This is a genomic window from Streptomyces sp. NPDC088794, assembly GCF_044750545.1.
Lineage (GTDB): Bacteria > Actinomycetota > Actinomycetes > Streptomycetales > Streptomycetaceae > Streptomyces.
Genome location: NZ_JBIVKB010000025.1, coordinates 1 through 21,115, shown reverse-complemented (window position 1 = coordinate 21,115; position 21,115 = coordinate 1). Strand labels below are relative to the sequence as shown.

Sequence of the window (21,115 nt, the reverse complement as noted above, 5' to 3'; positions counted from 1 at the left end):
AGACTCTGCAAGCTCTTGCCGTGTACCGACCAGGACATGAGGATCGCTATGAGGCAGCAACCCGCGGCGGGCCGACGGCCGGTACAGTCCACCCCCGTGACCACACGGCTTGCCGACATCGCCGCCCAGGCGGGGGTGAGCGAAGCGACGGTCAGCCGGGTCCTCAACGGCAAGCCGGGCGTCGCCGCCACCACCCGCCAGTCCGTGCTCGCCGCGCTGGACGTGCTCGGCTACGAGCGTCCGGTCCGGCTGCGCCAGCGCAGCGAGGGCCTGGTGGGGCTGATCACCCCGGAGCTGGAGAACCCCATATTCCCGGCCCTGGCCCAGGTCATCGGACAGGCGCTGACCAGGCAGGGCTACACCCCCGTGCTCGCCACCCAGACCCCCGGCGGGTCCACGGAGGACGAGCTGACGGAGATGCTGGTGGACCGTGGGGTCGCCGGCATCATCTACGTCTCCGGACTGCACGCCGACACCACCGCCGACATGGAGCGCTACGACCGGCTGCGCGCGCAGGGCGTGCCGTACGTGCTGGTGGACGGCTTCTCGCCGAAGGTGCAGGCGCCGTTCATCTCCCCCGACGACCGCGCGGCGATGACGCTGGCGGTCACGCATCTGGTGTCGCTGGGCCACACCAGGATCGGACTCGCCCTCGGGCCGAAGCGGTTCGTGCCGGTGCAGCGCAAGATCGAGGGCTTCGTGCGGGCGGTGCAGGACCTGCTCGGCCTCGGCGCGCAGGAGGTCGAGTCGGAGCTCGTCCAGCACTCGCTGTACACCCTGGAGGGCGGCCAGGCCGCCGCCGGCGCGCTGATCGACCGCAACTGCACGGCGGTGGTGTGCGCGAGCGACATGATGGCGCTGGGCGCGATACGGGCGGTCCGCCAGCGCGGTCTGGACGTCCCGCGCGATGTCTCGGTGGTCGGCTTCGACGACTCCCCGCTGATCGCCTTCACCGACCCACCGCTGACCACGATCCGCAAGCCGGTGCCGGCGATGGGCCAGGCGGCGGTGCGCACGCTCCTGGAGGAGATCGGCGGAACCCCGGCACCGCACAGCGAGTTCGTCTTCATGCCTGAGCTGGTGGTACGGGGTTCGACCGCCTCGGCACCCGGAGAACGCGGTCGTCCCTAGGGCGGAGAACCCGGGGTCTCGACCGGTTCGCAGGTAGGAGCACGGGGGGTCTTCCCGTCGTAGGACATGCGTCCTGAACCAGCCCAGGGGATGATCGGTCGAGGAAGGCGTTTCTGGCAGACTTTGTGTCTATGGGTGAGTCGACCGTGACCAGTCTGGAAGACCGTGAGCAGACGGCTGTTCCCGACCCCGGCACGGCCGGACGAAGGCCGGGGTTCCTGCGTCGGCTGCGTACTCCGCGCCGGCCGCGGCTGTGGTTCGAGATCCTGCTGATCGGCGTCAGTTACTGGACGTACTCGCTGATCCGCAACGCGGTCCCGGAGCAGCGCGGCGAGGCGCTGCGCAACGCCGACTGGATCTGGAAGGTCGAGCACCACCTCGGCATCGCGGTCGAGGAGTCGATCAACCACGGTGTGAACTCGGTGACTTGGCTCGTCGTCGGCATGAACTACTACTACGCGACACTGCACTTCGTGGTGACGCTGGGCGTGCTGGTGTGGCTGTACCGCAGCCACCCGGGCCGTTACGCGGCGGCGCGCATGGTCCTGTTCGCCACCACCCTGGTCGCGCTGGTCGGTTACTACCTGTATCCGCTCGCCCCGCCCCGCCTGATGAACGGCAGCACGTTCGTCGACACCGTCATGGTCCACCAGACCTGGGGCTCGATGGCGTCCGGCGACCTGAAGCACATGTCGAACCAGTACGCGGCGATGCCGTCCATGCACATCGGCTGGTCCCTGTGGTGCGGCCTGACCATCTTCGCCCTGGCCAAGGTCCCGTGGGTGCGCGTACTGGGCCTCCTCTACCCGGCGGCGACCCTGATGGTCATCGTCTCCACCGCCAACCACTTCTGGCTCGACGCGGTGGGCGGCATGCTCTGCCTCGCCTTCGGCTTCACGGTCGCCCGCCTCTGGTACGGGGCGCTGCCGTACTCCCTGCCCCAGCTGCCTCCGGCGCGGGCCACGGGCAGGCGCCTGCTGCCGACAAAGGCGTAGCCGTACCCGCACACGCAACGGCTACGGGATCAGCCACACCCGGCAGTTCTACGAGACCCACGCCGCCCCCGACTCCCCCGCCGCCGCCCTCAGCGCCTCCAGGAACGTCCGCAACGCAGGCTGCACCGGTGCCGACTCCCGTACCGCCGCGCTGATCGTGCGGGTCGGCTCGGGCCCCCGCACCTCCCGCAGCACCACCTGCGGATGCCGGCCGCCGCCCAGCCCGAGCCGGGGGATCAGGCTCACCCCGAGGCCCGCCGCGACGAAGCCCTGTGCGGTGACGTAGTCCTCGCTCTCGACCACGAACCTCGGCCGGAACCCGGCGGCCTCGCAGGCACTCAGCTGGGCGTCCAAGCAAGGCCCCGGCCACTCGCTGCCGACCCAGGGCTCCTCGGCCAGCTCCGCCAGCTCCACGGTCCGCCGGGCCGCGAGCCGGTGCCCCTCGGGCAGGACGGCCAGGTAGGGATCGTCGAGCAGGCGCAGCAGCCGTACGCCGGTGGCCTGCCGTTCGCCGCCGACCACCAGCGCGAGATCGGCCCGCCCTTCCCGCACGTCCGGCAGCGGATCCTCGGGGTCGGTCAGCTTCAACTCGACCTGTACGTCGGGGTGTTCGGCCCGCACCCGAGCGACCGCCGGAGCGACGAGCGCCGACCCCGCCGTGGCGAAGTACCGCACCGACAGCCGCCCGGTGCGCCCCGCGAGCAGATCGGCCAGCGCCGTCTCGGCCTCGGCGACCTGCCGGCCGATCGCGTCGGCGTACTCGGTGAGCAGCAGCCCCGCCGCCGTCGGCCGCACCCCGCGCCCGGACCGCTCGAGCAGCGCCGTACCGGCCTCCTTCTCCAACGCGGCGACCTGCTGGCTCACCGCGGAGGGCGTGTACCCGAGACTCGCCGCGGCCGCCGTCACCGACCCGCTGCCGACCACTGTCCGCAGCACCTGCATCCGTCGCACATCCAGCATGCAGGAGAGCTTAACAGTGCCTGCACTATCTTTCACTTGTCCTTATTCCATCCCCGGGCCACCGTAGAGCCATGTCGCTGGCCTCCTCCCTCCGCATGGCCGTCCTGGCACTCCTCTGGGGCTCCGGGTTCCTCTGGATCAAGCTCGCCCTGGACCATGGCCTCACCCCGGCCCAGATCACCATCGCCCGCTGCGCCCTGGGCACGGCGGTCCTCCTGCTCCTGGCCCGCCGCGCAGGTCAGTCCCTGCCGCGTTCCCGCACGGTGTGGGGTCACCTGGTCGTGGCCGCGCTCTTCTGCAACGCGCTGCCCTTCGCGTTGTTCAGCGTCGGCGAGCAGACGGTCGACTCGGGCGTCGCCGGCGTCCTCAACGCCACAACTCCCTTGTGGTCCCTGCTGATCGGCGTCGCCCTGGGCACCGACCGCGGCCTGACCCGGACCCGACTGACCGGCCTGTTCCTCGGTTTCGCCGGTACGGTGCTGATCTTCGCGCCCTGGCACCGCTCGGGCCTGTTCGGCTGGGGCGCCCTCGCCCTGCTGGCCGCCGCCGCGAGCTATGCCATGGCGTTCGCCTACATGGCCCGCCATCTCACCGCCCGCGAGGCCCCGTTGGCCGTCTCGGCGGCCCAACTCCTCACAGCCACCGCCTGGAGCACGCTGGCCCTCCCGGTCGCGGGCCCCCTGCACCCCGACCCCACGGCCCTCCTCGCGGTCACGGCCCTGGGCATCCTCGGCACGGGCGTCACCTTCTACCTCAACTACCGCCTCATAGCGGACGAGGGCCCGACCAACGCGGCGACGGTCGGCTACCTGCTGCCGGTGGTGTCGGTAACGCTGGGCGCGCTGGTCCTGGACGAGCGGGTGGGGTGGAGGGTGGTGACAGGAATGGCAGTGGTCCTGACGGGCGTGGCCCTGTCCAGCCGACGCCACCCTCTTTCAGACCGACGCCCCATGGACGCGCCCCAAAGGGGCGCGGGGCTGTATCGATGTGCGGCTCCGCCGCGGGGCGCGACCAGCCCCCACCGGCAGGCACCCGACGAACAACCCACCTACACAGCAGCCGCTCCATAGAACAGCTCATCCACAACGCCCCGCGCCCGACGCGCCGTACGGCGATACGCATCGAGCATGTCCCCCGCATGCCCCGGCCCATACCCCAAGTACCGCCCCACAGCGGCAAGTTCCCGACTCTCCGAAGGGAACGTATCCCCCGCCCGCCCCCGCACCAACATCACCGCATTCCGCACCCGCGTCGCCAACACCCACGCCTCATCCAGTATTTCGGCATCCTCACCCGACACCAGACCGGCGGCGCACGCCGCGGCCAACGCCTCCCGAGTACGCGTAGTCCGCAACCCCGGCTCCACCCACCCGTGCTGCAACTGAAGCAACTGCACGGTCCACTCCACGTCGGACAGCCCACCGGGCCCGAGCTTGGTGTGCAGCTTCGGGTCGGCCCCGCGAGGCATCCGCTCCGACTCCATCCGCGCCTTCAACCGCCGGATCTCCCGCACCGCGTCGTCCCCGAGCCCCTCGGCCGGATACCGCAACGGATCGATCAGCTCGATGAACCGCCGCCCCAACTCCGCGTCCCCGGCCACGGGTTCGGCCCGGAGCAACGCCTGCGACTCCCACCCCAGAGACCACCGGCGGTAATACGCCTCGTAGGAGTGGAGCGTCCGCACCAGCGGCCCGGACTTCCCCTCGGGGCGCAGGTCGGCGTCGATCAGCAGCGGCGGGTCCGCGCTCGGCACCTGGAGCAGCCGGCGCATCTCGGAGACGACCTTGTTGGCGGCCTCGGAGGCCTCCCGTTCCGGCACGCCCTCGCGCGGCTCGTGCACGAACAGGACGTCCGCGTCGGAGCCGTAGCCGAGTTCGTGACCGCCGAAGCGGCCCATGCCGATGATCGCGAACCGGGTCGGCAGGGTGTCGCCCCAGCCGCCCCGCACCACCGCGCGCAGCGTCCCCGCGAGGGTCGCCGCCGTCAGGTCGGAGATCGCGCCGCCGACCCGGTCCACCAGGGCGCCCTGGTCGGCCTCGACGGGGTGGGTGTCGGTGCCGTAGGAGGCGACGATGTCGGCGGCGGCCGTACGGAACAGTTCCCGGCGCCGTACCCCGCGCGCGACGGCGACCGCCTGTTCGGCGTTGTCGGCGCGCCCCACTCCGGCGAGGACCTCCTGTTCCAGGTGGGCCCGGTTGCGCGGCTCCAGGCCGCCCCCGTCACCGCCGCCGTCACCGAGCAGCGCCACCGCTTCCGGGGCCCGCATCAGCAGGTCGGGGGCGAGGCGTCCCGCGGACAGCACACGGGCGAGGTTCTCGGCGGTGGCGCCCTCGTCCCGCAGCAGCCGCAGGTACCACGGCGTCTTGCCCAACGCGTCCGAGACCTTGCGGAAGTTGAGCAGTCCCGCGTCCGGGTCGGCGGAGTCGGCGAACCAGCCGAGCAGCACCGGCAGCAGGGTGCGCTGGATCGCGGCCTTGCGGCTCACCCCGGAGGCCAGCGCCTCCAGGTGCCGCAGGGCGGCGGCCGGGTCGGCGTAGCCGAGGGCGACGAGTCGCTCGCGGGCCGCCTCGGGGCTCAACCGGGCCTCGCCGGGGGCGAGTTGGGCGGCGGCATCGAGCAGCGGACGGTAGAAGAGCTTCTCGTGCAGGCGGCGCACGACGGACGCGTGCCGGCGCCACTCGCGGGTCAGCTCGGCGACCGGGTCGGCGCGCAGGCCGAGGGAGCGGCCGATGCGGCGCAGGTCGGCGTCGTCCTCGGGCACGAGGTGGGTGCGGCGCAGCCGGTAGAGCTGGATGCGGTGTTCCATGGAGCGCAGGAACCGGTAGGCGTCGTCGAGTTGGACGGCGTCGGCGCGTCCCACGTAGCCGCCGGCGGCCAGGGCGTGGAGCGCGTCCAGCGTGGTGCCGCTGCGCAGGGAGGCGTCCGCCCGGCCGTGCACCAACTGGAGGAGCTGCACGGCGAATTCGACGTCTCTCAGTCCACCCGGCCCGAGCTTCAACTCGCGGTCGACCTCACCGACCGGGATGTTCTCGACGACCCGGCGGCGCATCTTCTGCACGTCGGCGACGAAGTTCTCGCGCTCGGCCGCCTGCCAGACCATGGGGGCCAGGGCGGTGACGTACTCCTCGCCCAGCTCCAGGTCGCCGGCCACCGGGCGGGCCTTGAGCAGGGCCTGGAACTCCCAGGTCTTGGCCCAGCGTTGGTAGTAGGCGAGGTGACTGCTGAGGGTGCGGACCAGGGGGCCGTTGCGGCCCTCGGGGCGCAGGTTGGCGTCGACGGGCCAGATGGATCCCTCGACGGTGGTCTCGGAGCAGATCCGCATCATGTGCGAGGCGAGCTTGGTGGCGGCCCTGATCGCCTTGCCCTCGTCGGCGCCCTCGACGGCCTCGCCGACGAAGATCACGTCGACGTCCGAGACGTAGTTCAGCTCGTGGCCGCCGCACTTGCCCATCGCGACCACCGCGAGCCGGCACAGCGCGGCGTCGTCGGGCGCGGCGGCGCTCGCGATGGCGAGGGCGGCGCGCAGGGTGGCGGTGGCGAGGTCGGCTAGTTCGGCGGCGGTCTGGGCGAGGTCGGTGGTGCCGCACACGTCACGGGCGGCGATGGACAGCAGACAGCGGCGGTAGGCGACGCGCAGGGAGACCGGGTCGGTGGCCTCGGCGAGCCCGCGCTCGAACTCCTCGACGCCCGGGTGCAGATCGCGCGGCTCGTAGGTGACGAGCGCGTGCCAGTCGTGCGGATGCCTGGCCAGGTGGTCGGCGAGCGCGGAGGAGGCGCCGAGCACCCCGAGCAGCCGGTCGCGCAGCGGCTTGGCCGCTATCAACGTGTCGAGCAGCGTCCGCCACGCGGTGGTGTCCGGCTGGGCTTCGAGCAGCCGGACAAGACCGAGCAGGGCGAGATCCGGATCGGCGGTGGCGCCCAGCGCTTCCAGCAGCACCGGGTCATTGCGCACGGGCGTCAGCTCACCGCTGTCCAGCAGCCGCTCCGCCGCCGAGGGATCGGTGAAACCGTGCCGCAGCAGCCGCGAGAAGGTACTGCTCCTGCGCCCCGGCACCGTCATCCCGGCCTCCCGTCCCGTCCACCGCCGCACGCCCCTCGGATCAGGGCCGTACGAGATCAAGGTCATGCGAGATCGAGCCTAACCGGAGAGCCTGGGGGAAGCGCCGGGGTGGAAGGGCGGTTTCGGCGGGCGGAGGACGTCGGCCCCAGCCGTTCAGGGACCGCTCCCCTCCTGCGAACCGCCCCCTCAGCGGGCGACCACCACCGTCGCCGGGCGGGTCGGGTCCAGGAGCACCCGGTCGCCCGGGTCCGCCGCGGTGTCGTCCGTCGGGGGCAGGCAGGCGGATGCGGCCGGCCGGCCGGCGAGCGGGACGCGCACCTGACGGACCGTTCCGGGGCGGGCGCCCGGGCGGGTGGCGTACTGGATGTCGAGGCACAGGTCGCCCAGCCGGGTGAGGGCGTCCGGGACGGCCGTGCCCGCCGCGATGTCCGGGAGGACCGCGTGCCGGGCGGTGTCCGGGTCGACGCCGGCGCAGGCGCTCGTGTCGGGCGGCGGGACGGGCTGTCCGGACCGACCCCCGTGCGGTCCGGACAGCGTGAGCACCGTGGGATCGCCGACGGCGGTGGCGTTGGTGGCGTCGACGCGGAGCGTGTCGCGGCGCAGCCACCGCAGCGGCTGTCCGTCGAGCTCGGCCCGCACCCAGCTCGCGGTGTCGACGAGGAACCCGGTCTCCACCGCGGACTCGTCCGGCGGCAACAGCCCGGGCGCCCGCCCCCGCGAGGCCCGTGCCGCACCGGAGTCGGGCCAGTGCCGCAGCACCACCAGCACCTGGTCCGGGGGCCGGTCGAACCGGTGCGTGCGACCGCCGGCCACGGAGAAACTCCCGGCCGCGCCGACCGCCGCGCGCGAGCCGCCGGTGAGCCGGACGCCACCGCGGGAGTCGAGCGTGAGACGCAGCGAGGTGAATCGCGGGGTGGTGGAACCCGAGGTCGAGCCGGCCCTGTCCTCCTGTGCCGAGGCGGTGGCCGGCGACGTCGTTCCGTCGCAGCCGGTGGTGAGGAGGGCAGCGGTCAGAACGGCGGCGGCGCCGGTGGCGAGGGCCGCGGTGCGGTGGGAGTGCGGGTACGGGTGCGTGCGGGTGTCTGGAGCGTGGTCGCGCATGAGTGTCTCCGTTCGAGCCGGCCCTCCCGGTGGTCGTGGCGGGGGCCGATGGGTCGTACGGGTCGACACTGGACGCTTCGATCGCCGTATCCCATACGGCATTTGACGAATCCCTCGCGAACCGGGCGCTCGGGGCGCGTAGCGTCGTACGGCACGTACGACCGGCCGGGGAGGCCGCGATGACTCCACCCTTCACCACCGCCGAAGCCCATCTGCGCCGCATGGCGGACGTCCTGGACGAGGCCCGGCAGGACCTCGCGGAGGGCGTGCCCCCGATGTCCCTGCTCCACGGCCTGCAACGGCTGATCCCGTGCGACTGCGCGAGCTTCTCGGAGCTGGACATCCCGACCAGGATCAGCTGGAACGACCGGGACACCCCGGACGGCGAGGACCAGGGCCCGATGGAGGAGTACTGGCGCTGGCGCCACCAGCACCTCCAGTGCGAGCAGGTCTCGCGCCCGCACGACACCCCCGAGACCACGCAGATGGCGGACTTCGTGTCGGCGCACCGACTGCGGAACCAGCCGATCTACACCGAGTTCCTCCGCCCGTGCCCCACCATCGCGGACATCGCCCTGCCCACCGCGCCGGGCCGCACCCGGGTCTTCCAGTTGTTCCGCACGGACGGGCAGCCGTTCAAGGACCACGAGATGACCACGCTGCGGCTGCTCGCCCCGCACCTGTACGAGATCTACCTGGCGGCCGTGCGCAGGCGCCGCCCCCCGGTCCGGCTGACCCACCGCGAACTGGACGTCCTGCGCTGCGTAGCCCTCGGCATGAGCACGCCGCAGATCGCCGAGCAGCTCTGCGTGGCGCCCAGCACCGTCCGCAAGCACCTGGAGAACGCGTTCGGCCGGCTCGGTGTGTCCAGCCGTACCGCGGCGGTGGCGCGGGTGTTCCCGGAGGCGGAGGTGGTCTGACCGGCCGACCGATGAGTTCGCGCCGCGGGCACGGTCCCTTCTTCATGCACGGTCCTTTCTTCATACGTCGATGAGGACGCCCCATGACGAACCACGCCCCGCAGACCCGTCTCGACCCCCACTACAGCGACCCCGCCGCCACCGCCACGGAGTGGACCGCGGCCGAGGAACGGCTCGGCGCGGCCGAGTTGTTCTGGATCTCCACCGTGCGGCCGGACGGGCGGCCGCATGTGACGCCGTTGCCCGCGGTGTGGGCGGACGGCGCGCTGCACTTCTGCACCGGCCCCGAGGAGCGCAAGGCGCGGAACCTGGCGGCCAACCCGCAGGTCGTGCTGACGACCGGCACGAACACCTGGGACAAGGGACACGACCTGGTCGTCGAGGGCGAGGCGGTGCGGGTCACGGACGAGGACCGGCTGCGGGAGCTGGCCGCCGCGTGGGAGACGAAGTACGGCAGTTTCTGGCACTTCGAGGTACGCGACGAGGCCTTCCACCACGGCGCCGGACACGCTTTCGTCTTCGCGGTGGCGCCGCGCACGGTTTTCGGCTTCGGTAAGGGAGAGCCGTTCAGCCAGACGCGGTGGCGCTTCGAGTGACGTACGCGCGAGGTTCCGCCGGCGTACGGCAGCCCGCGACAAAGGAGTCGTTATGGACATGACCCTCGAAGTGATCCTGATGCCCGTCACGGACGTGGACCGGGCCAAGGAGTTCTACCGGGACAAGGTCGGCTTCCACGTGGACCTCGACGGAGAAGTGATGGAGGGCGTACGGATCGTGCAGCTGACGCCGCCGGGCTCGGGGTGTTCGATCGCCTTGGTCGACGGGCTCCAGGTGCCGACGGGGACCCCGCAGCCGGGGACGTACCACGGGATGCAGCTGTGCGTGACGGACGCGAAGGCGGCGTACGAGGAGCTGACCGCGCGCGGTCTCGACGTCACCGAGCCGCAGCAGTTCGCGCCGCAGGACGGGGCGACCTTCATGTACTTCAAGGACCCGGACGGCAACGGGTGGGCGATCCAGGAGTACCGCAAGCGGGAGGCGGAGCCGCTGCACCAGGTGATGGCTCAACTGGCGGCCGGGCGGGAGTAGTTCGCCCGTCTTCCGGGTGGGAGTAGTTCACCCGGTCTTCATGCTTCCGGTTGGGTGAGGTGGGGCGGGAGAATCTTGGCGTGCGCATGCTCAATCCGTACCGCCGCCCCCGCCCTTCCCCCCACCACCGGAGGTAGACGTGTCCGGCAGCTCCGCCCCTTCGACGTTCCGCCGCAGCCGTACCGCCGTGGCCGCCGCGCTCGCCTTCACGGCGACGGCGGTCGGTCTGTGGACCGGCCTCGGCGGCTCCCCGTCCGCGCATGCCGCGGCCACCGTGCCGAACCCGGACCACGTGGTCGTGGTGGTCTTCGAGAACCACGCCTACAGCCAGGTGATCGGCTCCTCCAGCGCGCCGTACATCAACTCGCTCAGGACCGGCGGCGCCGGCCTCAGCCAGTCGTACGCCGAGACCCACCCGAGCCAGCCCAACTACTTCGCCCTGTTCTCCGGTTCCACCCAGGGCGTCACGGACGACAGTTGCTACACCCCCGGCTTCTCCTCGGCCGCCAACCTCGCCTCCGAGGTGCTCGCGGCCGGCGGCACCTGGGCCAGCTACAACGAGACGCTGCCCAGCCAGGGTTCGACGACGTGCAGCAGCGGCGACTACGCGCGCAAGCACAACCCCTGGTTCGGCTTCAGCAACGTGCCGACGTCGACCGCGAAGACCTTCGCGCAGTTCCCTACCGACTACGCGACCCTGCCCGACGTGTCCTTCGTCGTGCCCAACCTGTGCAGCGACATGCACGACTGCTCGGTGTCCACCGGTGACACCTGGCTGAAGAACAAGCTGAGCGCGTACGCGAGTTGGGCCAAGACCCACAACAGCCTGCTCGTCGTCACCTTCGACGAGGACAACCGGCTGGCCGGCAACCGCATCCCGACCGTCCTGTACGGCCAGCCGGTCACGGCGGGTTCGACCTCGGCCACCACCTACAACCACTACGACCTGCTGCGCACCCTGGAGGACTCGCAGGGCCTGACCACCCACGCGGGCAACGCGGCCTCGGCCAAGGACATCACCGGCATCTGGACGTCCTGACGTGTACGCAGCGGACAGCCGCGCGAGCACTCCGACGGCGTCCGTGGCAGGGACCGCCACCCGACGCGTGGGCGGCGGGATCGCCCCCACCGTCCTCGCGCTCGGCACGGTCAGCCTGATCACGGACGTGTCCTCGGAGATGGTGACGGCGGTCCTGCCGCTGTACCTGGTGACGGGCCTGGGCCTCTCCCCGCTGGGCTTCGGCCTCCTGGACGGCGTCTACAACGGCTTCTCGGCGCTCGTCCGGCTGGCCGGGGGCCACCTGGCCGACCGGGGCGGGGGCCGGCACAAGTGGGTGGCGGGCCTGGGGTACGGCATCTCGGCGGCCTGCAAACCCCTGCTCCTGCTCGCCCACACCCTCACCCCCATCGGCCTGATCCTGGCGGCCGACCGCACCGGCAAGGGCCTGCGCACGGCCCCGCGCGACGCGCTGATCTCCCTCTCCGCCACCCCGGAGACCCGCGGCCGCGCCTTCGGCGTCCACCGCGCGATGGACACGGCGGGCGCGCTGCTCGGCCCACTGGCCGCGTTCCTCATCCTGCGGGCGACGGTCGACGGCTACGACGCGGTCTTCACGGTGAGCTTCTGCGTGGCGGTGTTGGGGGTGGTGGTGCTGGTGCTGTTCGTGCCGGGGGGTCCGACGGGGAGGCCGGCACGGGAGCCGTCCGGTTCGACGCGGAGCCAGGCGCCGGTGCCGGACGGACCAGCACCGGCACCGGCACCGGCACCGGCACCAGCCCCCTCGCCCTCCCAACGCCCCACCCTGCGCGCCGCGTTGGCCCTCCTCACCCACCGCGACCTGCGCCGCATCACGCTCTGCGCGCTGCTCCTGGGCCTGGCCACGATCAGCGACTCCTTCATCTACCTCCTCCTCCAGCACCGCCTCGGCGTCCCCGACCGCTGGTTCGCGCTGCTCCCGCTGGGCACGGCGTCGGCATTCCTGCTCCTCGCACTGCCGCTCGGGCGGCTGGCGGACCGGATCGGCCGCCGCCGCGTCTTCGTGGCCGGCCACGGCGCCCTGCTCGTGGCATACGCCCTCCTCCTCACCTCCTGGCACGGCCCCGCCCTCCCCTACGCCGTCCTGCTCCTGCACGGCGGCTTCTACGCGGCGACCGACGGCGTGCTGATGGCGGCGGCGTCGGAGAACGTGCCGGAACGCCTGCGCTCCTCGGGCCTGGCCGTGGTCCAGACGGGCCAGGCATTGGCAAGGTTCGTCTGCTCACTCGGCTTCGGCGCGGCCTGGACCCTGTGGGGCGACCGCACGGCGCTGCTGACGGCGACGGTGGCGCTGGCGGCGTGCGCGACGTTCTCGGCGCTGGCCCTACGCCCGGTTCCGGCGACGAAGGAAGGCCTCACGACATGACCGTACGCAACCGCCTTCTCGTCCTCTTGGCGGCGATCCTCGCTCTCGCCGCGGTCGCCGGGGCGTCGATCCTCCATGCATCAGCCCGCGCGGACCGCAGGAACGAAACCCAGCCCGACGGCCCGAAGGTCACGTCAGGCCGCCTCGCGCTCACCACCCCCGCCCACATGATCTTCCGCAACATGGCCTGGGGCCCACACAGAGACGAGCTGACGACGGTCCCCACATCGGCCCCCGCCGGCCCACGGATCGCCTCGGGCGTGAAATGCCTGCGCTTCTACGCGGCCGCCGGCACCGGCGTCTGCCTGCAAGCCGTCCACGGCCCGGTCTCCGACACCTATCGCGCGCTGATCCTCGACACTCACCTCAAGGAGAAGGCCCACTACGACGTCCCGGGCATCCCGTCCCGCGCCCGAGTCTCCCCCACGGGCCACTTGGCGGCCTGGACGGCGTTCGTAGGCGGCGACTCGTACGCGGGCACGAACTTCTCCACGCGCACGGCGATCGTGGACGTACGCACGGGCGACCTGACCCCGACCCTGGAGTCCTTCCGCGTCATCAAGAACAACCGCCCCTACCACTCGGCGGACGCCAACTTCTGGGGCGTGACGTTCGCGCCGGACGACAGAACGTTCTACGCGACGCTGGCGACAAAGGGCCGGACGTACCTGGTCAGGGGCGACCTCCGGACGAAGACAGTCACGACCCTCCACGAGAACGTCGAATGCCCGTCCCTCTCCCCCGACGGCACGAGCATCGCGTACAAGAAACGGGTCCGGGGCCTCCCGAAGGACGCCCCCTGGCACCTGTACGTCCTGAACCTGCGCACGATGCACGAAACCCCGCTGTCCGAACCCCGCAGCGTGGACGACCAGGCGGTATGGAGGGACGCCCACACCCTCGTCTACGCCCTACCCGGCGACTACGGAGCGGACCTGTACGAGATCCCGTCGGACGGCACGGGAAAGCCGCGGCGCATGAGCACCGCGGCTGTGTCCCCTGCGTTCGTCGACTAGAGAACCGGCAGGTTCTTCCGCAGCTCGAACGCCGTGACCTCGCTGCGGTACTCCTCCCACTCGCTCTTCTTGTTGCGCAGGAAGAAGTCGAAGACGTGCTCGCCCAGGGTCTCGGCCACCAGGTCGCTGCGTTCCATCAGCGTCAGGGCCTCGCCCAGGTTTTGCGGGAGCGGCTCGATGCCCATCGCTCGGCGTTCCGCGTCGGAGAGGGCCCAGACGTCGTCCTCCGCGCCCGGCGGGAGCTCGTAGCCCTCTTCGATGCCCTTCAGGCCGGCGGCCAGGAGGAGGGCGTAGGCCAGGTACGGGTTCGCGCCCGAGTCAAGGGAGCGGACCTCCACGCGAGCCGAGCCCGTCTTGCCGGGCTTGTACATGGGGACGCGGACCAGGGCGCTGCGGTTGTTGTGGCCCCAGCAGATGTACGAGGGGGCCTCGCCGCCGGCGCCGGCCGTGCGTTCCGAGCCGCCCCAGATGCGCTTGTAGGAGTTGACCCATTGGTTCGTCACGGCCGAGATCTCCGCCGCGTGCTTCAGCAGGCCCGCGATGAACGAGCGGCCGACCTTGGAGAGCTGGTACTCCGAGCCGGACTCGTAGAACGCGTTGCGGTCGCCCTCGAAGAGGGAGAGGTGCGTGTGCATGCCCGAGCCCGGGTGTTCCGAGAACGGCTTCGGCATGAACGTCGCCTGCACGCCCTGCTCCAGCGCCACCTGCTTCATGACCAGGCGGAACGTCATGATGTTGTCCGCCGTGGAGAGGGCGTCCGCGTAGCGGAGGTCGATCTCCTGCTGGCCCGGGGCGCCCTCGTGGTGGGAGAACTCGACCGAGATGCCCATCGACTCCAGCATGGTGATCGCCTGGCGGCGGAAGTCCATGCCGATGTTCTGGGGGGTGTGGTCGAAGTAGCCGGAGTTGTCCGCGGGGGTGGGGCGGCTGCCGTCCAGCGGGCGGTCCTTCAGGAGGAAGAACTCGATCTCCGGGTGGGTGTAGAAGGTGAAGCCCAGGTCGGAGCCGCGGGTCAGGGCGCGCTTGAGGACGTAGCGCGGGTCGGCGAAGGACGGGGAGCCGTCGGGCATGAGGATGTCGCAGAACATCCGGGCGGTGCCGGGGGCCTCGGCGCGCCACGGGAGGATCTGGAACGTCGACGGGTCGGGCTTGGCGATCATGTCGGACTCGTAGACCCGGGCGAAGCCCTCGATCGCGGAGCCGTCGAAGCCGATGCCCTCGTCGAAGGCCTGTTCCAGTTCGGCGGGGGCCACGGCGACGGACTTCAGGAAGCCCAGCACGTCCGTGAACCACAGGCGTACGAACCGGATGTCGCGCTCCTCCAACGTGCGGAGCACGAACTCCTGCTGCTTGTCCATCTTCCGATTCCCCATCCTTGCTGGTCAGGCCGCCTGCCCCAGGTCGCGCGGGAGGCGGTCGGGCACCTGAGCATCCCACCACAACAGCATTTCATGCGCGTTGCCGACCATGATCGGCCGAGCGACCGAGGCCTGAACGGCTCCGGTCCGGCAGGTGTACGACTCTCCCGCCATCTTGCCTGCTCGCACCGGTATCCGTAATGCCCGGCCCGTACTGATCCGACGGAGACGGGCAAGTCAAGGGGTTGGCTGTGACCCGCCTACGAAAGACTTCCCCTCCCCCACTACGATCAGCGGACCGATCGGCCACCTTTTCCCCAGAAGGACACACCTCATGGGTTCCGCCAAGGCGAAGAACAGCAACAGCGCGGCCCGCAAGGCGCGTATAGAGGAGATGCAGCGTGCGGAGCGGGCCCGGGAGCGGCGCGCCCGGATCCTGACGATCGGCGCGAGCGTGGTCGTCGTGGCCGGGCTGATCGTGGGTGGCGTGTTCGTGGTGAAGTCGCAGAGCGACAACGGCGACAAGGGTGACACCGCGTCCGACGCGAAGGCCTCGGGGCACTTCGTCACCGGCAAGGACGGGGTGAAGACGTGGAAGGGGACGCTGGGCCGCACCCACGTCGCCAAGACGGTGAAGTACCCGACCGAGCCGCCGGTCGGCGGCAACCACAACCAGGTCTGGATGAACTGCAACGGCGACGTCTATTCCAAGGCGCTCAACAACATGAACGCCGTGCACTCGCTGGAGCACGGCGCGGTCTGGGTGACGTACACGAGCAAGGCCTCGAAGGCGGACGTGGACGCGCTGGCGGCGAAGGTGAAGAAGACGCCGTACACGCTGATGAGCCCGGACGACAAGCAGCCCGATCCGATCATGCTGACCGCGTGGGGCAAGCAGCGCACGGTGACGAGCGCGAGCGACCCGAACGTGGACAAGTTCTTCGCGGAGTTCGTGCAGGGCAAGCAGACCCCGGAGCCGGGGGCCGCGTGCACGAACGGTCTGTCGCAGTGAGGCAGGCCGGTCTGATCGCGGGGGCCGCGGTGGCGGCGCTGATCGCGGCCGGCGGAATCACCTACGCGGTCGCCGAGGACGGCGGCTCCTCGTCGAGCCTGCCGGCCGCCGACTCCGCGGACGCCGGGTTCGCCCGGGACATGGCGGTGCACCACCAGCAGGCCGTGGAGATGTCGTACATCGTGCGCGACCGCACGAAGGACACGGACGTACGCCGACTTGCATACGACATCGCGCAGACCCAGGCCAACCAGCGGGGCATGCTGCTCGGCTGGCTGGACCTGTGGGGGCTGCCGAAGGTGTCGGCGGATCCGCCGATGACGTGGATGGGCATGGGCGACATGGCGTCCGGCAAGGACGGCTCGCTGATGCCGGGCATGGCGACCAACACCGAGATGAAGAAGCTCGGTGAACTCAGCGGCAAGCAGGCGGAAGTCTTCTATCTGCAGTTGATGACCGACCACCACAAGGGCGGGATCCACATGGCCGAGGGCTGTGTCGCCAAGTGCTCGGTCGATGTGGAGAAGCGGCTCGCGCAGGGCATGGTCGACGCCCAGCAGTCGGAGATCCAGTTGATGGGGGACATGCTCAAGGAACGGGGCGCGAAGGCGCGTTCGTAACCTTCCGGAAAGATCGGGAGCGCACCAAAGCCTCAAATCCCCCATCCTGGGCGTTCCTTGAAGGTCTCTTGGCATGGGCAGAGGTTCTCTTGGCTTTCGCATTCCCCTGGCATGAACGGTTCATCGAAAGAGTGACCTCTACCGTTTGATCCAATTCCGTGCCCCCGCCGCGGCGCGGTTCTCCGAGGATCAACGGAGACCGACCACACATGCGAAGAACCGCATCGCAGGGGGTTCCATGAGATCCAACCGCGCCAAGTCGCGTGCCGTGGTGAGCATGGCGGCAACACTGCCCATGCTCGCCGGCGCGCTGGCGCTCGGCATACCCGCGGCCCACGCCGCGGACAACCCGGGCCGCGACTCGCTGGCGGGCACCAAGCCCGCCTGGGCCACGGCCAAGGCGGACAAGGGGGCCACCTCCAACGGCTCCCAGGTCTCGCTGCGGGTGTACCTCGCAGGCAAGGACGCCAACGGCCTCGCGGCCTACGCGAAGGCCGTGTCCGACCCGAACTCGGCGGCGTACGGCAAGTACCTGAGCGCCAAGCAGGTGCAGGCCCGCTTCGGCGCGACCAAGGCCCAGGTGGCCGCGGTCAAGTCGTGGCTGACGTCCACGGGCCTGAAGGTCACCGGCGTCACGCAGCACTACGTCTCCGTCACCGGTGACGTGGCCGCCGCGGAGAAGGCGTTCAGCACCCAGCTGCACAACTACGCCAAGGGCGCCAAGACCTACCGCGCGCCCTCGAAGTCGGCGTCCGCGCCGGACAGCCTGAACGGCGCCGTCCTGACCGTCACCGGCCTGGACAACGCTCCGCACAAGGCGGACCACGACGACCAACTGCCGGGTCCGACCGCGGTGTTCAAGAACGCGGGGCCGTTCTCCTCGTACTACGGCTCCAAGACCGCGACCTCGCTGCCCAGCGCGTACGGCAAGAAGATCCCGTACGCCGTGCAGGGTTACACCGGCAAGCAGCTGCGCGCCGCCTACGGCGCGGGCAAGTACACCGGCAAGGGTGTGCGCGTCGCCATCACGGACGCCTACGCCTCGCCGACCATCGCCTTCGACGCGGCCACGTACGCGAAGAAGCACGGCGACGCCAAGTGGAAGACCGGTCAGCTGCACCAGGTGCTGCCCGCCAACTACACGAACACGGGCGCCGACGAGTGCGACGCCTCGGGCTGGTACGGCGAGGAGACCCTCGACGTCGAGGCCGTGCACGCGGTGGCGCCGGACGCCGACGTCACGTACGTGGGCGGCGCGTCCTGCTTCGACGACGATCTGCTCGACTCGCTGAGCAAGGTCGTCGACAACCACCTGGCCGACATCGTCTCCAACTCGTGGGGCGACATCGAGGCCAACCAGACGCCGGACCTCGCGGCCGCCTACGACCAGGTGTTCCAGCTGGGCGCGGTCGAGGGCATCGGCTTCTACTTCTCCTCCGGTGACAACGGCGACGAGGTCGCCCACACCGGCACGAAGCAGGTCGACACCCCGGCCAACTCGGCGTGGGTGACGGCGGTCGGCGGTACCTCGCTGGCCGTCGGCAAGGGCGACAAGTACCTGTGGGAGACCGGCTGGGGCACCGAGAAGGCCTCGCTGTCCGACGACGGCAAGAGCTGGACCGCGTTCCCGGGCGCCTACACCTCGGGCGCGGGCGGCGGCACCAGCAAGACGGTGTCCGAGCCCTACTACCAGAAGGGTGTCGTCCCGAACGCGCTCGCCACGGCCAACAACGCCGCCGGCAACCGCGTCGTGCCCGACATCTCGGCGATCGCCGACCCGAACACGGGCTTCAAGGTCGGCCAGACCCAGACCCAGGCCGACGGGTCGGAGTCGTACAGCGAGTACCGCATCGGCGGCACCTCGCTGGCCTCGCCGGTGATCGCGGCCGTCCAGGCCCTGGCCCAGGAGGCGCGCGGCGGCAAGGCGATCGGTTTCGCCAACCCGTCGATCTACGCCAAGTACGGCTCGAAGGTGTACCACGACGTGACCGACAACCCGACGGGCTCCGGCCTGGCGGTGGCGCGCGTGGACTTCGCCAACGGCTACGACGCCACCGACGGCCTGCTGACCTCGGTCCGCAGCCTCGGCAAGGACAGCTCGCTGTCCGCGGTGAAGGGCTACGACGACGTGACCGGCGTGGGCACGCCCGCGGGCGGCTACGTCCAGTCGTTCGTCAAGCCCAAGGGTCACCACTGATTCCTCAGTAGGGACAAGGGTCAGTAGGGACACGGGTCACCTGTAATGGGGTGGCGTGGGGCGCACCACTCCCCACGCCACCCCATTGCGTCGCTGTGACGATTACACTGGGCCCGTGCCTCCACTCAACTTCCGGTCGCTCTACCAGCACGGCTTCGCCCGCGTCGCCGCCTGCACGGGCCACACCGTCATCGCGGACCCGCACGCCAACGCCGAGGCGGTGCTGCGCCACGCGCGCAGGTGCGCCGAGGAGGGCGTGGCCGTCGCCGTCTTCCCGGAGATGGTGCTGTGCGGCTACTCGATCGAGGACCTGCTGCTCCAGGACGCCCTGCTCGACCAGGTCGAGGAGGCGCTGCGGGACGTGGTGACGGGGTCGGTGGACCTGCTGCCGGTCCTGGTCGTGGGCGCCCCGCTGCGCCATCGCGACCGGGTCTACAACTGCGCGGTGGTCGTGCACCGCGGCCGGGTCCTCGGGGTCGTCCCCAAGTCGTACCCGCCCAACTACCGCGAGTTCTACGAGCGTCGGCAGATCGCCTCGGGCGACGCCGAGCGCGGCGGCGCGATCCGGGTGGACGGGGAATCAGTGCCGTTCGGCGTGGACCTGCTGTTCGCGGCGGACGACGTGCCCGGTCTGGTGCTGCACACGGAGATCTGCGAGGACATGTGGGTGCCGGTGCCGCCGAGCGCCGAGGCCGCCCTGGCGGGCGCGACCGTCCTCGCCAACCTCTCCGGCAGCCCGATCACCGTCGGCCGCGCCGAGGACCGCAAGCTGCTGGCCCGCTCGGCGTCCGGCCGCTGCCTGGCCGCGTACGTCTACGCGGCGGCCGGCCTCGGCGAGTCCACCACCGACCTGTCCTGGGACGGCCAGACCCTGATCTACGAGAACGGCGTGTTGCTGGCCGAGTCCGACCGTTTCCCGCTCGACGACCAGTACGCGGTGGCCGACATCGACCTCGACCTGCTGCGGCAGGAGCGGCAGCGGATGGGCACCTTCGACGACAACCGCCGTACGCACGCGGCCCGTACGGCCGACTTCCGCACGGTGTCCTTCGAACTCACCCCGCCCACCGCCGACTTGGGCCTGCGCCGACGGGTGGAGCGGTTCCCGTTCGTACCGGCGGACGCCGACCGGCTGGCCCTGGACTGCTACGAGGCGTACAACATCCAGGTCGCGGGCTTGCAGCAGCGGCTCGCGTCGATCGGCGGCCCGAAGGTCGTCATCGGGGTGTCGGGGGGCCTCGATTCGACACACGCGCTGATCGTCGCCGCGCGCGCGATGGACCGCGCCGGGCGTCCGCGCAGCGACATCCTCGCCTGGACGCTGCCCGGGTTCGCGACCAGCGACCACACGAAGGACAACGCGCACAAGTTGATGGCGGCGCTCGGGGTCACGGCGGCGGAGCTGGACATCACGCCGACTGCGCGGCTGATGCTGAAGGAGATGGGCCACCCGTTCGCGGCGGGCGAGCCGGTGTACGACATCACGTTCGAGAACGTGCAGGCGGGTCTGCGTACGGACTATCTGTTCCGGCTGGCCAACCAGCGGGGCGGGATCGTGCTGGGCACAGGTGACCTCTCGGAGCTGGCGCTGGGCTGGTCCACGTACGGCGTGGGCGACCAGATGAGTCACTACAACGTCAACTCGGGTGTGCCGAAGACGCTGATCCAGCATCTGATCCGGTGGGTCATCGAGAGCGGGCAGTTCGGCGAGGAGGCGGGGAAGATCCTTGCCGCGATCCTCGACACGGAGATCAGTCCTGAGCTGGTGCCGGGTGAGGAGATGCAGTCGACGGAGTCGAAGATCGGGCCGTACGCGCTGCACGACTTCACGCTCTTCCACGTGCTGCGGTACGGGTTCCGGCCGTCGAAGATCGCGTTCCTGGCGTGGCATGCGTGGCATGACGCGGAGGGGGGTGCGTGGCCGCCGGGGTTCCCGGAGGGGAAGCGGGTGGCGTACGACCTGCCGGAGATCCGGCGCTGGCTGGAGGTCTTCTGCCGCCGCTTCTTCGCGTTCGCGCAGTTCAAGCGCTCGGCGATGCCGAACGGGCCGAAGGTGTCGGCGGGGGGTTCGCTGTCCCCGAGGGGGGATTGGCGGGCGCCGTCGGACAGTTCGGCGACGGTGTGGCTGCGGGATCTGGCCCGGTTCGACTAGGCGGTTGTTCGCCCCCGCCGCCCCTACCCGTCCCATCCTTCTGGGGGCTGCCGCCCCCAGACCCCCGCTTCGGCCTGAACGGCCTCGTCCTCAAACGCCGGA

Annotated in this window: 18 protein-coding genes; 13 read left to right on the top strand and 5 right to left on the bottom strand. The window is 70.8% G+C overall.

Annotation, left to right across the window (positions count from 1 at the left end):
- The first annotated feature begins 96 nt into the window (after positions 1 to 96).
- Complete coding sequence (locus ACIP6U_RS44975) at positions 97 to 1,131, top strand: LacI family DNA-binding transcriptional regulator (protein ID WP_401728952.1); 1,035 nt, start codon at positions 97 to 99, stop codon at positions 1,129 to 1,131.
- Positions 1,132 to 1,262: 131 nt separating this feature from the next.
- Positions 1,263 to 2,126: a phosphatase PAP2 family protein gene (locus ACIP6U_RS44970; RefSeq protein WP_401728950.1), complete on the top strand. Its 864-nt coding sequence runs from the start codon at positions 1,263 to 1,265 to the stop codon at positions 2,124 to 2,126.
- Positions 2,127 to 2,174: 48 nt separating this feature from the next.
- Here ACIP6U_RS44970 and ACIP6U_RS44965 read toward each other — a convergent pair whose 3' ends face one another.
- A complete protein-coding gene (locus ACIP6U_RS44965; RefSeq protein WP_401728949.1) occupies positions 2,175 to 3,086 on the bottom strand; it encodes a LysR substrate-binding domain-containing protein in 912 nt (303 codons plus the stop codon).
- Between the two features lie 71 nt (positions 3,087 to 3,157).
- On the opposite strand from ACIP6U_RS44965, the gene ACIP6U_RS44960 reads away from it, so the two are divergent.
- Positions 3,158 to 4,156: a DMT family transporter gene (locus ACIP6U_RS44960; protein ID WP_401728947.1), complete on the top strand. Its 999-nt coding sequence runs from the start codon at positions 3,158 to 3,160 to the stop codon at positions 4,154 to 4,156.
- Here the strand turns inward: ACIP6U_RS44960 and ACIP6U_RS44955 are convergent.
- Both ACIP6U_RS44955 and ACIP6U_RS44950 read right to left on the bottom strand, forming a co-directional pair.
- Entirely contained in the window at positions 4,135 to 7,146 is a 3,012-nt protein-coding gene (locus ACIP6U_RS44955; RefSeq protein WP_401729083.1) for a bifunctional [glutamine synthetase] adenylyltransferase/[glutamine synthetase]-adenylyl-L-tyrosine phosphorylase, read from the bottom strand. The genes ACIP6U_RS44960 and ACIP6U_RS44955 overlap by 22 nt on opposite strands.
- A gap of 186 nt (positions 7,147 to 7,332) precedes the next feature.
- Positions 7,333 to 8,247: a hypothetical protein gene (locus ACIP6U_RS44950; protein WP_401728946.1), complete on the bottom strand. Its 915-nt coding sequence runs from the start codon at positions 8,245 to 8,247 to the stop codon at positions 7,333 to 7,335.
- A gap of 179 nt (positions 8,248 to 8,426) precedes the next feature.
- Between ACIP6U_RS44950 and ACIP6U_RS44945 the strand changes: the two genes are divergently transcribed.
- The 6 genes from ACIP6U_RS44945 (at position 8,427) to ACIP6U_RS44920 (ending at position 13,674) form a co-directional block, all read left to right on the top strand.
- Positions 8,427 to 9,167 carry a response regulator transcription factor gene (locus ACIP6U_RS44945; RefSeq protein ID WP_401728944.1) on the top strand — a complete coding sequence of 247 codons (741 nt, stop codon included), beginning with the start codon at positions 8,427 to 8,429 and terminating at the stop codon, positions 9,165 to 9,167.
- A gap of 83 nt (positions 9,168 to 9,250) precedes the next feature.
- Positions 9,251 to 9,763: a pyridoxamine 5'-phosphate oxidase family protein gene (locus ACIP6U_RS44940; RefSeq protein ID WP_401728943.1), complete on the top strand. Its 513-nt coding sequence runs from the start codon at positions 9,251 to 9,253 to the stop codon at positions 9,761 to 9,763.
- A gap of 52 nt (positions 9,764 to 9,815) precedes the next feature.
- Positions 9,816 to 10,256: a VOC family protein gene (locus ACIP6U_RS44935; RefSeq protein ID WP_401728941.1), complete on the top strand. Its 441-nt coding sequence runs from the start codon at positions 9,816 to 9,818 to the stop codon at positions 10,254 to 10,256.
- Between the two features lie 139 nt (positions 10,257 to 10,395).
- Entirely contained in the window at positions 10,396 to 11,295 is a 900-nt protein-coding gene (locus tag ACIP6U_RS44930; protein WP_401728940.1) for an alkaline phosphatase family protein, read from the top strand.
- 1 nt (position 11,296) lies between these two features.
- Entirely contained in the window at positions 11,297 to 12,658 is a 1,362-nt protein-coding gene (locus ACIP6U_RS44925) for an MFS transporter (RefSeq protein ID WP_401728939.1), read from the top strand.
- Positions 12,655 to 13,674: a TolB family protein gene (locus ACIP6U_RS44920; protein WP_401728938.1), complete on the top strand. Its 1,020-nt coding sequence runs from the start codon at positions 12,655 to 12,657 to the stop codon at positions 13,672 to 13,674. The genes ACIP6U_RS44925 and ACIP6U_RS44920 overlap by 4 nt, the downstream gene beginning before the upstream one ends.
- On the opposite strand, the gene glnA is transcribed toward ACIP6U_RS44920, so the two are convergent.
- Positions 13,671 to 15,032: a type I glutamate--ammonia ligase gene (gene glnA / locus ACIP6U_RS44915; RefSeq protein ID WP_401728936.1), complete on the bottom strand. Its 1,362-nt coding sequence runs from the start codon at positions 15,030 to 15,032 to the stop codon at positions 13,671 to 13,673. The genes ACIP6U_RS44920 and glnA overlap by 4 nt on opposite strands.
- A gap of 24 nt (positions 15,033 to 15,056) precedes the next feature.
- A complete protein-coding gene (locus ACIP6U_RS44910) occupies positions 15,057 to 15,206 on the bottom strand; it encodes a hypothetical protein (protein WP_401728934.1) in 150 nt (49 codons plus the stop codon).
- A 160-nt stretch (positions 15,207 to 15,366) separates the two neighbouring features.
- On the opposite strand from ACIP6U_RS44910, the gene ACIP6U_RS44905 reads away from it, so the two are divergent.
- The 4 genes from ACIP6U_RS44905 (at position 15,367) to ACIP6U_RS44890 (ending at position 21,013) form a co-directional block, all read left to right on the top strand.
- On the top strand, positions 15,367 to 16,044 hold the full coding sequence (locus ACIP6U_RS44905; RefSeq protein ID WP_401728933.1) for a DUF3105 domain-containing protein: 678 nt from the start codon (positions 15,367 to 15,369) through the stop codon (positions 16,042 to 16,044).
- Positions 16,041 to 16,664, top strand: coding sequence for a DUF305 domain-containing protein (locus tag ACIP6U_RS44900; protein ID WP_401728932.1), 624 nt, complete (start codon positions 16,041 to 16,043; stop codon positions 16,662 to 16,664). Before ACIP6U_RS44905 ends, ACIP6U_RS44900 begins: the two co-directional genes overlap by 4 nt.
- 238 nt (positions 16,665 to 16,902) lie before the next feature.
- Entirely contained in the window at positions 16,903 to 18,861 is a 1,959-nt protein-coding gene (locus ACIP6U_RS44895) for a protease pro-enzyme activation domain-containing protein (RefSeq protein WP_401728930.1), read from the top strand.
- A gap of 115 nt (positions 18,862 to 18,976) precedes the next feature.
- Complete coding sequence (locus tag ACIP6U_RS44890; protein WP_401728929.1) at positions 18,977 to 21,013, top strand: NAD(+) synthase; 2,037 nt, start codon at positions 18,977 to 18,979, stop codon at positions 21,011 to 21,013.
- Positions 21,014 to 21,115 lie beyond the last annotated feature (102 nt).

Excerpts from the sequence above, each read along its gene's own strand:
- ACIP6U_RS44905 (WP_401728933.1), top strand. The coding sequence starts at position 15,367 with ATGGGTTCCGCCAAGGCGAAGAACAGCAACAGCGCGGCCCGCAAGGCG.
- ACIP6U_RS44950 (WP_401728946.1), bottom strand. The coding sequence starts at position 8,247 with ATGCGCGACCACGCTCCAGACACCCGCACGCACCCGTACCCGCACTCC.
- ACIP6U_RS44895 (WP_401728930.1), top strand. The coding sequence starts at position 16,903 with ATGAGATCCAACCGCGCCAAGTCGCGTGCCGTGGTGAGCATGGCGGCA.
- ACIP6U_RS44965 (WP_401728949.1), bottom strand. The coding sequence starts at position 3,086 with ATGCTGGATGTGCGACGGATGCAGGTGCTGCGGACAGTGGTCGGCAGC.
- ACIP6U_RS44970 (WP_401728950.1), top strand. The coding sequence starts at position 1,263 with ATGGGTGAGTCGACCGTGACCAGTCTGGAAGACCGTGAGCAGACGGCT.
- ACIP6U_RS44945 (WP_401728944.1), top strand. The coding sequence starts at position 8,427 with ATGACTCCACCCTTCACCACCGCCGAAGCCCATCTGCGCCGCATGGCG.
- ACIP6U_RS44920 (WP_401728938.1), top strand. The coding sequence starts at position 12,655 with ATGACCGTACGCAACCGCCTTCTCGTCCTCTTGGCGGCGATCCTCGCT.
- ACIP6U_RS44955 (WP_401729083.1), bottom strand. The coding sequence starts at position 7,146 with ATGACGGTGCCGGGGCGCAGGAGCAGTACCTTCTCGCGGCTGCTGCGG.
- ACIP6U_RS44940 (WP_401728943.1), top strand. The coding sequence starts at position 9,251 with ATGACGAACCACGCCCCGCAGACCCGTCTCGACCCCCACTACAGCGAC.
- ACIP6U_RS44935 (WP_401728941.1), top strand. The coding sequence starts at position 9,816 with ATGGACATGACCCTCGAAGTGATCCTGATGCCCGTCACGGACGTGGAC.
- ACIP6U_RS44910 (WP_401728934.1), bottom strand. The coding sequence starts at position 15,206 with ATGGCGGGAGAGTCGTACACCTGCCGGACCGGAGCCGTTCAGGCCTCG.
- ACIP6U_RS44960 (WP_401728947.1), top strand. The coding sequence starts at position 3,158 with ATGTCGCTGGCCTCCTCCCTCCGCATGGCCGTCCTGGCACTCCTCTGG.
- glnA (WP_401728936.1), bottom strand. The coding sequence starts at position 15,032 with ATGGACAAGCAGCAGGAGTTCGTGCTCCGCACGTTGGAGGAGCGCGAC.